This window comes from Natranaerobius trueperi (genome assembly GCF_002216005.1).
Taxonomy (GTDB): Bacteria; Bacillota; Natranaerobiia; order Natranaerobiales; family Natranaerobiaceae; genus Natranaerobius_A; species Natranaerobius_A trueperi.
Genome location: NZ_NIQC01000011.1, coordinates 1 through 16,045 on the forward strand (window position 1 = coordinate 1; position 16,045 = coordinate 16,045).

A 16,045-nucleotide genomic window follows, 5' to 3' on the forward strand; every position below is an offset into this window, starting at 1 on the left:
AGTTTACCTTGTTTCATCATTTCTCTTACTTGCTTTTTGTCTATTAAATTCATAACGGTGCAAACCTCCCATTCTATTTTTATTATACATCATTTCGGAAGGTTTACACCGTTTATTTTACACTCTCGGATTAGTTTTTTTGAACGTTATCTTACTGTATGGGTTGGGTTGTGTATAATTTTAGGATTAATTTTAGGAGAAACTTTCCCACAACTTTCACAAGTATTTGAGGCCTTTGAAATTCAAGGGTATCCTGTAATTGTTGCAATTGCACTTTTTCTTATGATTTATCCTATTATGGTACAGACAGATTTTAAAGAAATTATCAGGGCAGGTAAATCTGTTAAACCTTTAACCACAACTTTAATTTTAAATTGGCTTGTTAAGCCATTTACTATGGCATTTATAGCTTGGTTATTTTTCCGAGTGTTTTTAAGTGATTTTGTGGGCTATGAAATGGGAAGTGAAATTATGGGGGGAATGATTCTCCTAGGAATAGCTCCTTGTACAGCTATGGTTCTAGTTTGGGGTTACCTATCTAGAGGTAATATGGGTCATGTGGTTGTGATGGTTGCTATTAACTCCTTGACAATGGTAGTTCTTTACGGACCTCTAGCAGTTCTCTTATTACCAGTTGCAGATGTACCAGTACCACTTGGTAGAGTAGCATTCGGTGTTTTAGCATATGTAGGAATTCCATTGGTAGCAGGATATTTCACTAGAAAAATAATGCTAGAAACAAAAGGAGAAAAAGCCTTTGAGGAGTTTACTAATAAGCTTCATTACGTATCACCAGCAGCGTTATTGTTTACAATTGTAGCTATAGTAACTCCGCAATCAAGTATTGTACTTTCTAACCCATTATTAGTACTTTTCATTTTAATTCCGTTAACCATTCAAATCATAGTTATTTTCGGTGTGGGTTACTTTGCATCGAAAAAACTTGGTTTAACCTATGATGATGCTGCACCAACAGCTCAAATAGCAGCAAGTAATCACTTTGAAGTTGCTATCGCTATGGCGATAACACTTTTTGGTATAGATTCTGGAGCGACTCTTGCGGCTGTAACAGGGATGTTGATTGAGGTACCTGTAATGTTACTATTAGTACAAATTTGTTTAAAAACACAACATTGGTTTCCTAAATCTAGAGACTAAAAAAGAGCGGCTCAACCGCTCTTTTTAGTCTTTCATACTTCCTGATTTTAAGAAGTTAATATGCCAATCTAAAGCATTTTCTAATATGTGAGGGGTATGACCTACTTGCTTTGTTCCATTAGTTAAGTACTTTCGAAGTTGAGGTTTGAAACTTGGATGAGCACAGTTTTCTATAATGGATTCTGCTTTTTCTATTGGACTTAACCCTCTTAAGTCTGCAAGCCCTTGTTCTGTTACAATAACCTTGACATCATGCTCTGTATGATCAACATGCGAAACCATTGGAACGATGGTAGAAATATGTCCATCTTTTGCAATGGAAGGTGTAGTAAAGATACTTAAAGAACTATTTCTAGCAAAATCTCCAGAACCGCCGATTCCGTTAACCATTTGAGTTCCCATTATATTAGTAGAATTTACATTACCAAATATATCTGCTTCAATTGCAGTATTTATAGCTATTGATCCAAGTCTTCTAATAATTTCTGGGTGATTACTTATTTCTTGTGATCGAAGTACGATTTGATCTTTATATTTATTAATATTATTATAAAGTTTATTAAAACCTTCTTTGGATAAAGTTAGTGAAGTACTTGAGGCAAAATCTATAGTTCTATGATCTAAAAGATCTAATACTGAGTCTTGAATAACTTCTGAATAAAGGGTGAGATTTTTGAATGGGGAATCTAACAATCCTTTTAAAATAGCATTAGCTACTTCACCTACTCCAGATTGGATGGGAAGTAAATTTTCAGGTAGTCTTCCCTGTAATACTTCCTTTTTTAGAAAAGAAATAAGATGATAAGCTATATCTTGACTAACTTGATTAGCAGGAGCAAAGGGGATATTTTCATCTTGTTTGTCTGAAAAGACTATTGCTTTAATCTTATTTGGATCTATTTTAATATAAGGGGTCCCTATTTTATCTTTTGGGGTCATTATAGGAATAGGTTCTCTATCTGGAGGATCATTTGGTAAGTAGATATCATGGATACCCTCTAAAAATAGAGGTTTAGTTGTATTAATTTCAACAATAATATTATCTGCAAGATGACAAAAAGTAGGGGTTGCACCTACTGATGTAGTAGGAATAATATAACCTTCAGGTGTTATTTTTACTGCTTCAATAATTGCTACATCGATATTTCCAAAATAACCATAACGAACTTCCTGAGTAAATTGACTCAGGTGAATATCTTCATAATGTATTCTTCTTTGGTTTATTTTATCTCTAATCTCTTTATTAGTTTGATAGGGAAATCTACGACTTATAGAGTTTTTTTTAGTTAGTGAAGAATCTAATTCTTTCCCAACAGATGCACCTGTAAATAGGTTGATAGAGAATTCACAATCGTTTTTAATACGAGATGCTAAAGCTAAGGGTATCTCCTTTGGATAACCAGAAGGTGTAAAACCACTAGTTGCAACAGTCATGCCATTTTCTATCAGTTTAGCAGCTGTTTTTGGGTCAGTGATTTTATCTAATAATCGTTTATTCAAAACTCTTTCAGTCTCTGTTACAGCCCCTAAATGGTAGTAGGGCTGTGTTTTTTCTTTACGATCTTTAGTGAGGGGTTCTTTACCCATATTATTTTCCTCCCTGTAAGATGAGAATATTATATAGGTTATAAAACCTTTACTCTCACACCTCCTTTTTCCATTATATTCCTAAAAAACATCTTACCTTATTACCAAACTATTGTCAAACTGTTATGAAAATTACAACAACACTTAATATAACAAAGTCCCTAAGGTAAAAAAACCTAGGGACTTAATTTAAATAACACTTTCATTTAGAACATTAAGAAAAATATTAACTAATTACAGGATCAGATTGAGAACCAGGCTAAATTTTTAAGTTCTTCTGCTACATTGGAGACTCTTCTGTAGCAAGTTCAGGTGCTACCCTATAACCAGTGATGGGATGTTTCTTTATTCTCCCCATTCAGTACCAGATAGACTATTTCTTTAGTTGCTACTTCTTTTGGAATATTAATTTTAATATATAATGAAGTGAAATTAGTAAAATTAACTCTTTGAGTTTAAAATCTACATTTGAGATATATTTATAGATATTTCTTGGATTATTAAGTTTCGAAGCTTTGAAAAACTAGGTCACTGGCTTTTCTACAAATTTTTTAGCTTTTTTATACCTATATTAAAGCTCAGCTCATAATATGTAGTAAACAGTCAAAATTTTTAATAATATATCAGTAGATAATAAACAATTTAAATTACTGAATTTTCTTGACATTTTAAATTTTCGCAATATACTATAATTAACAACTTTTCTATTTTAACAGATTAAATAGAAAGTTTAAGGGGGTGTTTAACACCTAGACTGAACTCATAAAACCTTATGTTTACGGTGATTACCTGTTAGTAATGTGTAGGGTTTTCAATATGTTTTATGGTTTTGTTTTAATCATTTATTAGGGAGGGAATACAAAGTGGAACTTTTACTAAGTATTAATGAAACTTTGAATGATATTGTTTGGGGGCCTCCTTTTCTTATCTTACTAGTTGGTACGGGTTTATATTTAACTATTAGACTAGGATTTTTTCAATTTACTCATTTCGGTACGTCTTGGAAAGAAACTATCCTAGAAAGAATTCAAAAGAAAGATTCAGTTGAAGGTGGGGCAATAACCGGGTTTCAGGCAATAAGTTCAGCAATGGCGGCTACTATTGGTATAGGAAATATAGCAGGTGTTGCTACTGCGTTACACATGGGCGGTCCTGGAGCACTATTTTGGATGTGGATTACTGCTCTTGTAGGTATGGCTACTAAGTTTGGAGAAGCAGCTTTGGGTGTTAAGTATCGTGAACAGAAAGAAGATGGATCGTACACTGGTGGAGTTATGGTATATATTAAAAATGGGCTAGGGAAGAAATGGATGTGGCTTGGCTTTTTATATGCTTTATTTGCTGGGTTAGCAGCTTTTGGTATCGGTAATATGGTACAATCAAATGAAGTAGCAGAAGCAGTAGCTGATGATTTTGGTGTTCCGATGTGGATCACTGGAGTAATAGCTGCAGCTTTAGTTGGATTAGTTATTATAGGTGGAATAAGAAGGATTGCACAAGTTGCTGAGATATTAGTTCCTATAATGACAGTACTTTATGTTTTTGGAGCACTTGTAATTATACTATTACATTTACCAGCAGTACCGAGTGCTTTTGCTGATATATTTGTGGGAGCATTTAATCCTTCAGCAGCCGGTGGTGGTGCAGCCGGAGCAGGTATTATGATAGCAATACGTTATGGTGTTGCTAGAGGTATCTTCTCAAACGAAGCTGGATTAGGTGCAGCTTCAATAGTACACGCTCAAGCTAGAAATACTCCAGCTAAACAAGGATTGTGGGGTATATGGGAAGTATTTATTGATACAATTGTAGTAGGAACTATGACTGCATTAGTTATTATAGTTACTGGTGCTTTAGAAACAGGCGAAACTGGTGCAGTTCTTACATCTCAAGCTTTTGGGATGGGAATACCGGGTGGAAGTATATTCATTACCTTAGCTATAATGATTTTTGCCTATACTACTATGCTTACTTGGTCCTTTTATGGTGAAAAAAGTTGGGAATTTATCTTTGGGGAAAAAATTCGATATCCATATAGATTTATATTTGTATTATTGATTATTATAGGCTCTGTTGGGGCTCTTGAAGTAGTTTGGAGTTTTGCTGATACAATGAATGGATTAATGGCAGCACCTAACTTAATAGCTTTATTAGCTTTAGGTGGAGTATTAGCTAAGGAAAAGAATAAGTATATAAATAATGAATTAGATAAATAATGCTAAAAAATTGATTTATTTTAAATAGATTAAATGAGATCAAATGATACCACTCGTGAACTGGGTCTATACATTAATTATAGAGCACAATTTATCATTTATATATGATATAATAATCCTATAATGGAAATGGGAGGAGATACTTATGAAAAAAGTGATTATTGAAACTAACAAAGGTACTATGGTAGCAGAATTATATGAACAGGATGCTCCTAATACTGTTGAAAACTTTGTTAACTTAATTAAAGATAATTTTTATGATGGTTTAACTTTTCATCGGGTAATACCTAATTTTGTTATTCAAGGTGGATGTCCCTTAGGATCAGGTACAGGAGGACCAGGGTATACAATTAAATGCGAGACTGAAAATAACCCTAATAAACATGAAAGAGGTACTCTTTCTATGGCTCATGCAGGAAAAGATACAGGAGGAAGTCAGTTCTTTATATGTCATAGTCCACAGCCTCATTTAGATGGAAGACATACGGTTTTTGGAAAAGTAATAGAAGGGTTAGATGTAATAGATAACATAATTAAAGGTGATGAAATGAAACAAGTTACCATTGAAGAATAAAGGGCCTAAAAGGTCCTTTATTTCTTTCAATTCTTCTATAATAAGATTGCTATTTAACCCTTCACAAGGGCGATCCTTATTTCTTTTAGTTAAAAATTTTCCATGGAAAACTCTAATGGGGAATTTTTTTAGTTGTAATTGTTAAAGTTACCCCATGTTGATTATGAAGTCTAGAAAATATCAGCAATTAAACTAACATGTGAAAATGTAAAAGATATAGATTAAATGCGAAGGTGATTAGTAGTGATAACACCTTAACCAATAAATTAAGAAGTGCATATGTATTTTATTAATTAACCAACCTATTAGCTAATTTGATAGCAGAATGTAAGTCAGCGGCACAACTATCAGCGTTTACTTGTTTCCAGAGTTTCCAATTAGTATTAAAGGCAGGTCCTCCAACTAACACTTTAACTTGTGTATTATCCTTAATTCTCTTAACTATAGCTTCTACTGTTGTGATATTAAACTGCATAGTTGCTGTAATAATTACTAAATCAATATGAAACTCTTTTATCATATTTGTATATTCACTAGCCGGAAGATCGCCTTCTATAAAATAGATTTCCCATCCCTTTAATCTCATTAATTCACAGAAAACTCTTATCCCAATATCGTGTTGTTCACATGTATAAGAGATAGCTAGTAAAGTTTTATCTCTTTTATCTTTAGAATAATGAAATACATAAGGCTGTAGTTTATAGATGATTTCTTTAGTTACTGAACTAATATAGTAAACATTATATAATTCTAATTCATGGCGACCCCACATGTCACCAGCTTCTTTAATTGTTGGTAAAAGAATATTAAAAAATATTTTCTGAATGTTTTCTTTACTCGAAGCTATATTTAAGACAAGCTCTTTAGCCTTTTCTTGTTTTCTGTGTAATAAAAATTCTAAAAACTTTAACCCATCACTTGAAAATTCTATATGTGATTTAGATCTTTGATTTGTAGAATCATCATTTCCTAATAAATAATCATAAGATACTTGGAAATAATCAGTTAACTGAGCCAGTACCTGTTGATTTGGAAACCTAATACCTTTTTCATAATTTCCAATAGAGGTTTGACTAAGCCCTAATTGATTAGCTAAATATGTTTGACTAATATTATGTAGTTTTCTTAGCTCTTTGAGTGGAATGCTGAAAAATGACATAGTCATACCACCAATACTTTCATTAAAAATAAGTATTAAATTTACTTTATTATAATATTAAATTATTTTAAATTTTAATTATAACACAATAAGGTAAATTATATATGATTAATATTCATTAATGTCTAAAAATTATATTAGGACGTAAAGCCTATATTTGACGAGATTAAAACATGATATATTATATTGGTCCACACAATGTAGTGGTATTTTTTAACAAAAAACAATGTGTGGTATTTAATACAAACAATAAAGGAGGAGGGCTGATTTTGAGCTTTAATAAATTAAGTGTTTTCAGTATTAAGAACAAAATTACTATATGTTTTATAATTGTAACTATATTAGCTACAGCTTCTTTAGCAACAATGCTTATTTTACGTAATAACCGTTTTATTGAAGAAGAAGCTATTACAGAAATTGAAAATGATTTAGAGACTTTTGAACTCTTACTAGAACAAGAGGCAAATATTTTAAGAACTGGATATGAAGTGATCTCTAATAATGATGAAATAATATCTAATTTTAGTAATAAAGATAGAGAAGAAATTAACGACAGATTATCTAATATTTATAATGATTTAAAATCAGAATTAGGCACTACCACTCTAGAACTTCATAACTCTGATTTAGAGACTTTCTATAGAGCTCATAATCCAAGTCAATATGGTGATAGTCAAGGGGATAGATTGTTACTTCAAGAGGTTAAACAAACAGAAAGTGTAGAACAAGCTTTTGATGAAGGTGAAACTGGTTTTGCCTTAAGAGTGGCTGGACCGATATACGATGAGAATGACAATTTTATTGGAATATTAGAAATAGGAAGAACTATTGATAGTGATTTATTAGATAATATTCAAACAAATATAGGAAGTGACTTAACACTTTTTCAAGGTGATACAAGGATAGCTACAACAATCACGGATGAATCAGGTGAAAGATTAGAAGGGACAAGTATTGATAATACAAATGTTATCGATCAGATTGTAGAAGAACAAGAAACTTTTTCAGGAAGAATAGAAAATGTGGATGATGTAACAGATAATTATGGTGCTTATGCACCTATGACAGGAGCAAATGGTGAAAGTATAGGTATGTTTTATGCCGGTACATCAACAGAACCATATGATAACCAAATTAGAGAGGAAATGATAGGAGCTATAACCACAGCATTAATAATTGTCATTATTGTAGCTATAGTTTCTTATATAATTGCTCGACGTATTGCTAAACCTATCATTGAAGTAGTTAAAGTATCTCGTCAAGTAGCTGATGGAAATTTAAATGTTTCTTTGACAGAAAGTTCTAGTCGAGATGAAATAGCTACTTTAAAGAGCTCATTTAAGAAAATGACTGACAATTTACAAGAGATGATCTCACAGGTACAAGAAAGCTCTCAACAGTTAGCTGCATCTTCAGAAGAACTTAGTGCAAATACAGATGAGACTACAAAGAGTATTGAGCAGGTGTCAGAAACAGCTCAAGATTTAGCAGAAGGAGCAACTAATCAGAAAAATCATACTGAAAAAACTTTAGAAACTACTCGTAATTTTTCAGCCAAGCTACAAGAAATGGCTGCATCTTTTGAAGAAATATCTGCTACAGCTCAAGAAACTGGTGATAAAGCATATAAAGGAAACGACAATATGAATCAAGCTATGTATGAAATGAAAGAGATTAATCAAGCAACAGAACATGTAGCTAATAATATTGAACAGTTAAAAGATCATTCAAGTGAGATTAGTCAAATAGTTGACTTAATTAATGAAATTTCAGAGCAGACTAATCTACTAGCTCTAAATGCAAATATAGAAGCGGCTAGAGCTGGAGAGCATGGGAAGGGGTTTGCAGTAGTAGCTGATGAAATCAGAAAGTTAGCAGAAGAGTCTAAAGAAGCTACAGAAAAAGTAACTGGAATAATTACAGAAATACAATCTAAAACTGATGATGTAGTAGAGTCAATGTATGAAAATAAAGAAAAAGTTGAGTCTGGAACTCAGGTGGTAACAGGAGGAGCAGATAACTTCAAATCTATAGCAGAATCAATAAATGAAATATCTAATAGAATAGAAGAAACTACTTTTACAGCAGAGTCACTGTCTTCTTCGAGTGAACAGATTGTTAATGCCCTAAAAGAAATAGAAGAGATAACAGAGAGAGTAAATTCCCTTTCAGATAATTTAGCAGCTAGTTCAGAAGAACAGGCTTCTGCTGCAGATGAAGTATCTAGTACATCAGATTCACTAGCTGAGTTAGGTGATCAGTTACAAAGCATCACTAACAAGTTTAATACTTAGTTAAATAATAAAAAAGCTTCACTAATTTGAACTGCCCCTGTCAAGAAGACAGCGGCAAAAGAAAAAACATCTGGCACCAATCGTTAAATGCGGTTGGTGTCTTTTTTTTATGCTACTAACCCTTAAAAGGGGAATATTGGGTGAGATTTTTAAGTTGGTATCAGAAATATACTGATACCAACTAAGGTGTTATAAAGTTAGTCTTCTAAAACTTCTAGAAATGTTTTTACTAACCTAGGATCAAATTGAGTACCAGCACAACGCTTTAGTTCTGCTTTGATCTCTTGTTGAGTTAAGGTTTTTTTGTAGGGTCGACCATTTGTCATTACTTCATAAGCATCAACTATAGAAGTTATCCTTGCAAGTAGAGGAATGTCTTCTCCTTTATTACCGTTCGGGTAACCAGAACCATCCCACCGTTCATGGTGATTTAATATCTCTTCTGCTATATGAGAGAACTCTTCAGTTGCTAAAGCTATTCTGTAACCCGTAATTGGATGTTTTTTTATACTTTCTCTTTCTTTTTGGGTTAAAGGTTCTTTTTTAGTTAATACTTCTTCTGGTATATTTATTTTACCGATATCATGTAAAGAGATAAGTAAGCTTAACCTTTTGAGTTCTGAATCTGAAAGATCTAACTTTTTACCAATTTTGAATGCAGCCTTTTCCATACATTGAGTATGTATTTTAGTTTCAAAGCTTTTAGATTCTAAGGTTTTTATGAGAGTCTTTAAAACTGTACTTCTAGCACTTTGACTAACAGCTAGCTTTTGTTTATACATTTTATCTTCTGCTTCTTTTAGAGTTAGTTTTAAATCTTTGCCTATATTACTCTTTGTAGCAGTACCCACTGCTAAAGAGATAGGTACATTTTTGACATAAACTTTCTTACAATTTTCAAAAATTCTTTTACAGACTTTATTCGCATCTTCCTTTGAAGTGTTAGGTAACAAGATAACAAATTCATCTCCGCCCCAGCGAGCTATAAAATCGTCTTTACGTGAAGAATCTTTCAATACTTTAGCTGCACTTTTTAACATATTATCACCAGGAAAATGGCCATAAGTATCATTTACTAGTTTAAGACCATTTAGATCGATCATTATAACACTTAATGGTAAGTGAGTTTCAGTATCAAATTTTTTCATTTTTTCTTCTAGATAAGCTCTATTATAAAGTCCTGTAAGATTATCATGAAAGCTTAAATACCGTATTTTTTCTTCAGCTTGTTTACGTTCTGTAACATCTCTTGCTATCCCTAATAAATCAGTATTTTCCTTATTTTGTCCAAGAATATTAATAGTTGAAGCATGCCACTTCCAGGTTCCGTTTTTATGTTTAATTCTGTACTCAACTTCCTCATCTAGGTTCCCGGTCTCTATTAATTTTTTTAGTTTTTTGAAAAAAGTTTCTAAATCTTCAGGATGGATAAACTCATCTGCTGTTTTACCAATTACCTCTGTTGGGTTATGTCCTAATAGTTGTTTCCAGTTAGGTGAAACATAAGTAATTACTCCTTTATCATTTACTGTAAGAACTATATCGCTTGCATTTTCTACAAAACTTTTAAATTTTCGTTCGTTAAGTTTAAGTTTTTCTTCTGACATTTTATGGGTAACAGCTAAACTAACAAGGTCAGCTGCTATTTTAAGTCGTTCTAGGTCATGGTTAGTCGGAGTATAGGGTTCGTTAAGATAAATAGCAAAGGTTCCTATTACGTCACCTTCAGATGAAAATACAGGTTCTGACCAACAAGATCTTATATCTACCTTATCTATAATTTTGTGGAAGTCAGCCCAATAAGGATGTTTTTCTATATCATCTACAATTACGCGTTTTCCCTTATATGCAGCAGTACCGCAAGATAAAGACCCGTCTTTTACTTTAATACCTTCAAGAAGTTTTCTAAAAAACCTAGGTAGATTAGGGGCTGTTTTACAGTACAGATATTCTTTTGATTCATCTAGTAGCATAACCGCTCCTATAGCCTTTCGATCTTCGTTTTCTAACCATCTTACAATAAGTTCTAAAATATTATTTAATGAATCTCTTTTAGTTAAAGCAGTTAACACTTGATTTTGACTTTGTTTTCTAATTTGCATCCATTTGCTCTCTGTTATATCACGTCCTACAGATTGAAACTCAACTAGTTCTCCATTGTGATCAAAAATAGGATAAACTAGTTTATGTTGCCAATATATCTTACCACCAGCCCCTATTTCTGGATGTTCATAAGAAACTTTTCTAGGGTTTTTAATAATATCAAAATATGCATTTCTTAATTCCTCTTTACTATCATCCGGAATAAATTCAAACCATTGTTTACCTAAAATTTCTTCTTTATCCATCCCCATTAGATCACAATGAGCTTTATTGACATATGTGATAGTAGCATCTGGTCGCCACCTGACTACTATATCTGATTGAGTATCAAGAAGAGACTTATAATGTTTATTTTCTTTTTCTAATTTTTCTTTAGCTTTTGTAAGTTCTTCAATGTTTTTATAATCTGTTATATCCCTTGAAATACCAATTATTTTAACAACTTTATTATTTTCTATGATAGGTGAAAGTTTAGTAGTAAACTTACCTTTTCCCCAAGATAAGTCTAAAGTCTTTTCATATGAAACTTCATCTTTTATCTCACAGCATTGTAAGTATTTATTTAATACATAATCAGCTTCTTGTTTATTAAAAAGTTCATAAGGTGTTTTTCCTTTTAGATCATTTAAACTAACACCTACTTTATTTTCAAACTCTTTGTTTGCTCTAAGATAACGAAAAGTCTTATTACCTTCTACACTAATAAAAAAGATAGCGTCTTGAGTATTATCAAGTATGGTTTTCATCACTTGATTATCTATAGTTTGAATGCTGTGACAAGACATTAATATTGCCTCCTTTTACCTTAAACATAAAAAAGTCCCTAATAAAGGGACTTTAGCTAAACTTACGAAAGAAAGTTCTTTCGGCAGTTTGGCAATCGTAGTGACTTAATCACCTTAGACCCATGACTTTGCGTCCTCAACTTTCGTTGAGTTTGCCCTTTATATAATAATTAAGTATTAGATTGTGAGTTAAGTTAAGAAGCTAGCCCTAGACTTAATTCGGGGCTAGGGTACTATTTATATATTATAGCAATATTTTCCTTGGGAATTAAGCCCTAATTATAAATTTTTAGTAGCGATAGTAGCTAATTTAACTAATCTTTTTCTTTAGTTTGAAATTTGAGTTTTTAGCTATTAGATCCATTCTAAAAAATAATAGACTCTCATATATTATCATAAAAAGGAAATGGCTTGTTTTATGTAGAGTTTAATATTTTATATTTTAATGATTTAGAATCTAAAGGGGAGGTATATTGTGAAAGTAGCAATTTTAACAATGTTTAATGGTCTTAGTCATACATATTCTCTTGTTAATGTTGTGGCAGAACAGTTAGAAATGCTTTTGAAAAATGGAGTAAAAACAAAAGTGATTGTTTCACAAGATTGTAATGATGATGAGCGAAAAGGTGTATATGCAGATGAAAGACTAGAATGGGTTAAAGTAACAAATAAATTTAATGGTAATAAAATTCAATGGCATGATTATTCACAACCCGACGGTCAAGTTCATGAAACTTTTTATGATGAAGTTGAAGTTATTGCTAGTGATTTAGAGGAAAAGTTATTAGATGTTGATATTTGTATAATGCATGATATTCACTATCAAGGTTGGCACTTAGTTCATAATGTTGCCATTAGAAAAGTTCAAGAAAAATTACAGAATATAAAATTTATAGCAATGACCCATTCGGTTCCTGTGAATAGACCGTCTAATCCAAAATGGCCTTTTTCTTGTCGTTATACACCAATGCCTAATACTACATATGTATATCCTACTTATTCTGGAATACCAGCTCTAGCTAAACAATTTAATGTGCCGGAAGGAAAGTGTCGTGTTGTTCACAATAGCTTAAACTTAAAATCCTTTATGAGTAAAGAAGTTAGATCAATTCATGACCAAGTAGATTTAATTAGCCCGGATATTCTTATTGTATATCCCGCTAGATTTACTACGGGAAAAAGATTTGAAAAAGTTGCTTCTTTGGCTGGTGTTATTAAAGCACAGACAGAATTAAAAGTTAAAGTGCTTTTTTGTGATTTTCCGTCAATGGATACTAACCTCGATAAATACAAGGCATATATTAAAAATATAGGTAACAGTCACGGATTAGAAAAAACTGATATTTTCTTTACAAGCGATTTGGGATATGCTGAAGGGTTTCCACGAAGCAGTGTTTTAGAATTGTTTACATTATCTAACTTATTTATTTGTCCATCTTATTCTGAATCATTTGGCTTGACTGTTATAGAGGCTTCAAGTAGAGGTAACTTTTTAGTATTAAACGAAGCAGTTCCAGCATTAGAAGAGTTAGGTAAGCAGCTAAAGGCATACTTCATGAGATGGGATGCTCGTAACTTCGGTTATGATACAAAGGAAATATATAAGCCTAGTGAACAGGCCTATTTGAAGGAACATGCATCTAGAATAGTAAACCTAATGAGAGATAATCCGGTGATCTATGCAAAAACACTTGCAAGGCAAAAATACAGCCCCCAGTGGGTATGGTATAACCAATTAGAACCTTTGTTGCATCCAAATAAATAAAGAAAGGCTCCCTTGACTAATCAAGGGAGCCAGTTAGAGATATATTAATTATATTAGAGCTAGCAAAATGCTACTATAACTGTCGACTAATTTCCAGTTACATCAACTGTAAATGACTCACCAGGAGCTAATGTTGTAGTTGGTATTGTGATTGCTCCGAGTACACTATCAGTTAGTGTAATGTTTTCAAGTGGCACATTACCAGTATTGGTGACAATATATCTAAAGATAGGATCTACTCCTTCTGGTAGTGTAGGTCCTGGAGGTGACGGTGCAGCTTCAAAAGTATTGCCTCCGTCAACAGATACGATCTTTTCTACATCTATAGCAGGTTCTTCTTCAACTACTCCTACATAATGAGCTGGATCTTCATCAGTTACAGTAATATCTTCAAATTCACCAGTTGCAGTTGCTAAATTAACTTGCTGTTCTTCAGCCCAAGTACCAGTTACATCAACTGTAAATGACTCACCAGGAGCAAGAGTTGTGGTTGGTATGGTAATTGGTCCTAATATATCATCTGTTAAAGTGATATCCTCTAACCCTATATTTCCAGTATTTGTTACTAAATACCTGTAAACAGGATTAGTACCTTGAGGAATGTTCGGTCCCGGTGGTGTATCAGCGTCAAAGAAAGTAGTACCACCATCAGCGGAAATGAATTTTTCTACGTCAATGGCAGGTTCTGCTTCAATGAATCCTACATAATGGGCAGGATCCTCATCAGTTACAGTAATATCTTCAAATTCACCAGTTGCAGTTGCTAAATTAACTTGCTCACCTTCAGCCCAAGTACCAGTTACATCAACTGTAAATGATTCACCGGGATCTAAAGTTGTAGTTGGAATAGTGATTGCTCCGAGTATGCTGTCAATTAGTGTAATGTTTTCGAGTGGCACATTCCCAGTATTTGTTACTAAATACCTGTAAATAGGGTCAGTACCTTGCGGAATATTCGGTCCCGGTGGTGTATCAGCATCAACAAAGGTAGTACCTTCATCAGGGGAAACCAATTTTTCTACATCAATGGCAGGGGCTACTAAAGTTTCTGGGTTAGGTGATACATAGACACCAGCTGTACCAGATGTCATGCTGAATTGTGTTGTAAGTGAGTACCAACCACCAACGAATCTACCATTGCTTAGAGACTGAGTTCTACCAATAAGCAAGTCACCTGGCCCAACAATCGTAGGATCCCCTGTTGTTAACCAATACCCAGTGAAAAAACCGCCACTAGTCCAGTCACTACCACCAATAATTAAATCTCCTTGACCATCATCTAGTCGTGGGCCTTGAGGGTAGGGTGGGGGTGGTGTGGAACCTCCTCCAGAAGAATTTATATCTCCAGCAACATGGATAAAGTTTGTTGGTATCAGACCGCCTTGTGGAACAATAGCACCGCCACTCTGGAATTTTACTTCACCTTGATATCCATTTGTAGGATCTGCATCAGTATCCCAGCGAAAGATAAAGACATCACCAGGATCTCCCGTAATGTTGATTTGGCTAGATACAGTAAAGCCTGACGTTATATTAATAACAAAAACTTCGTCTATTCCATTTTCTGTATTTAATCCATCTAATGATTGTATAGTACCATCAAAGTTTGTATCATATGGTGCAGGAAGATCACCAGGATTAGCAGTAAGAGCGTTAATTTGTTGAAATGCACTTACTAGGTCTGATTCTAATGCCGTAATACGCGCCACTTCATCTGTGACACCAGACGCTTGAAGAGGGTTATTGTTGACAATTTGCTGCCAAGCACCTAGTGTAGAATCATTAGTATAGATAGTACCAGCATAAGCAAAGCTACCAGAAGTTCGTTCATCTGCCTGAAGACCGTTTATTGCAACATCACCGGCATAGCCTGGACTTGATGCTTGCCAGTTGGCATCATTTCTACCATCAGCAAAGAAGAACAGATAATCAGTTAAATTACCTAAGTTAATGCCACCAATTGTAGTCATGATGAATTCACCTCCGTACTAATATTGTAATGGGCAGTGTCTGTAGCAGTAACTGAAATGTTGTTGAAAAATCCTTCCACTGTAACTGTATTGCTAATTACCTCGACATCTGGTGGGATTTCAGGTATTTCCTCTAAAGTATCTTCTAGCTTAAATTGAAGAAGCATTTGTTTCTTAATTGCAGATCTTAATGTTCTTTCTACAGATCGGTTAATTTCCAACAAATCATCATTGTTTTCTGCAAAATTTAGACCAGTTTGGATTTTTTCTCCTTCTGCATTAATAATGTGAGCTAAGCCAAGTTCTTCAAAAGCAATTGATGCCAGTAGAAGATTGATCATATCTTCTCTTTCGAGATTAATGTTTGGGTATACATCAGGAATGTTTGGAAATGACATATCGTATTCCTCCTTTCTACTTGGTCTATATTATGT

10 protein-coding genes and 1 riboswitch are annotated in these 16,045 nt (G+C 33.3%); of the genes, 5 read left to right on the forward strand and 5 right to left on the reverse strand.

The window, feature by feature from the left end; all coding sequences use genetic code 11:
• The first annotated feature begins 129 nt into the window (after window positions 1–129).
• The gene (gene arsB, locus CDO51_RS06140) at window positions 130–1,158 is read left to right on the forward strand and encodes an ACR3 family arsenite efflux transporter (protein ID WP_169710429.1); all 1,029 of its coding nucleotides are present in this window, start codon (window positions 130–132) and stop codon (window positions 1,156–1,158) included.
• Window positions 1,159–1,182: 24 nt separating this feature from the next.
• On the opposite strand, the gene CDO51_RS06145 is transcribed toward arsB, so the two are convergent.
• Window positions 1,183–2,745: an acetyl-CoA hydrolase/transferase family protein gene (locus tag CDO51_RS06145; protein WP_089023426.1), complete on the reverse strand. Its 1,563-nt coding sequence runs from the start codon at window positions 2,743–2,745 to the stop codon at window positions 1,183–1,185.
• Window positions 2,746–3,608: 863 nt separating this feature from the next.
• On the opposite strand from CDO51_RS06145, the gene CDO51_RS06150 reads away from it, so the two are divergent.
• The gene (locus CDO51_RS06150; RefSeq protein ID WP_089023427.1) at window positions 3,609–4,961 is read left to right on the forward strand and encodes an alanine/glycine:cation symporter family protein; all 1,353 of its coding nucleotides are present in this window, start codon (window positions 3,609–3,611) and stop codon (window positions 4,959–4,961) included.
• A 145-nt stretch (window positions 4,962–5,106) separates the two neighbouring features.
• Window positions 5,107–5,535: a peptidylprolyl isomerase gene (locus CDO51_RS06155; RefSeq protein WP_089023428.1), complete on the forward strand. Its 429-nt coding sequence runs from the start codon at window positions 5,107–5,109 to the stop codon at window positions 5,533–5,535.
• 289 nt (window positions 5,536–5,824) lie between these two features.
• On the opposite strand, the gene CDO51_RS06160 is transcribed toward CDO51_RS06155, so the two are convergent.
• Window positions 5,825–6,694 (reverse strand): cobalamin-dependent protein, encoded by an 870-nt coding sequence (locus tag CDO51_RS06160; RefSeq protein WP_158212342.1) that lies wholly within the window; start codon window positions 6,692–6,694, stop codon window positions 5,825–5,827.
• A gap of 269 nt (window positions 6,695–6,963) precedes the next feature.
• Here CDO51_RS06160 and CDO51_RS06165 point away from each other — a divergent pair, with 269 nt between their 5' ends.
• Complete coding sequence (locus CDO51_RS06165) at window positions 6,964–8,988, forward strand: methyl-accepting chemotaxis protein (protein WP_158212343.1); 2,025 nt, start codon at window positions 6,964–6,966, stop codon at window positions 8,986–8,988.
• Between the two features lie 197 nt (window positions 8,989–9,185).
• Here CDO51_RS06165 and CDO51_RS06170 read toward each other — a convergent pair whose 3' ends face one another.
• Window positions 9,186–11,876, reverse strand: coding sequence for a PAS domain S-box protein (locus tag CDO51_RS06170; RefSeq protein WP_089023431.1), 2,691 nt, complete (start codon window positions 11,874–11,876; stop codon window positions 9,186–9,188).
• 79 nt (window positions 11,877–11,955) lie between these two features.
• A riboswitch (cyclic di-GMP riboswitch) is annotated at window positions 11,956–12,043 on the reverse strand.
• 308 nt (window positions 12,044–12,351) lie between these two features.
• Here CDO51_RS06170 and CDO51_RS06175 point away from each other — a divergent pair.
• On the forward strand, window positions 12,352–13,641 hold the full coding sequence (locus CDO51_RS06175) for a glycosyltransferase (protein WP_089023432.1): 1,290 nt from the start codon (window positions 12,352–12,354) through the stop codon (window positions 13,639–13,641).
• Window positions 13,642–13,727: 86 nt separating this feature from the next.
• On the opposite strand, the gene CDO51_RS06180 is transcribed toward CDO51_RS06175, so the two are convergent.
• Both CDO51_RS06180 and CDO51_RS06185 read right to left on the reverse strand, forming a co-directional pair.
• Window positions 13,728–15,611 carry a DUF7507 domain-containing protein gene (locus tag CDO51_RS06180; RefSeq protein WP_089023433.1) on the reverse strand — a complete coding sequence of 628 codons (1,884 nt, stop codon included), beginning with the start codon at window positions 15,609–15,611 and terminating at the stop codon, window positions 13,728–13,730.
• Window positions 15,608–16,009 (reverse strand): alpha-helical endospore appendage domain-containing protein, encoded by a 402-nt coding sequence (locus CDO51_RS06185; RefSeq protein ID WP_205842131.1) that lies wholly within the window; start codon window positions 16,007–16,009, stop codon window positions 15,608–15,610. Before CDO51_RS06185 ends, CDO51_RS06180 begins: the two co-directional genes overlap by 4 nt.
• Window positions 16,010–16,045: the final 36 nt, after the last annotated feature.